Origin of the sequence: Thermoactinomyces sp. DSM 45891 (genome assembly GCF_900119485.1) — a bacterium.
In the GTDB taxonomy this organism is placed as follows: Bacteria; Bacillota; Bacilli; order Thermoactinomycetales; family Thermoactinomycetaceae; genus Baia.
In genome coordinates this window covers 5,042-5,361 of the sequence record NZ_FPJZ01000002.1, presented here as the reverse complement: position 1 = coordinate 5,361, position 320 = coordinate 5,042, and the positions used below count along the sequence as shown (strand labels likewise).

Below are 320 nucleotides of genomic sequence, written 5' to 3'. Positions count from 1 at the left end.
TCGCCCTGAGGTCCTGTGCTGCCTTGAGGCCCCGTGTTCCCTTGAGGCCCGATGTCACCTTGAGGTCCTGTAGTGCCCGGAGTCCCAGCGCCTTGAGGTCCTGTAATACCCTGGGGCCCTGTGCTCCCTTGGGGCCCGATGTCGCCTTGAGGTCCTGTAGTGCCCGGAGCCCCAGCGCCTTGAGGCCCTGTATCCCCTTGAGGCCCGATGTCGCCTTGAGGCCCCGTGCTGCCTGGAGCCCCAGCGCCTTGAGGTCCTGTGTCTCCCTGGGGTCCTGTGTTGCCCTGAGGCCCCGTGCTACCGGGAGTTCCAGCGCCTTG

At 66.9% G+C, this 320-nt stretch carries 1 pseudogene; it reads right to left on the bottom strand.

Going from position 1 to position 320, the window contains the following annotated elements:
• Positions 1-320: pseudogene (locus tag BT147_RS15720) on the bottom strand (hypothetical protein); the annotation flags it as partial.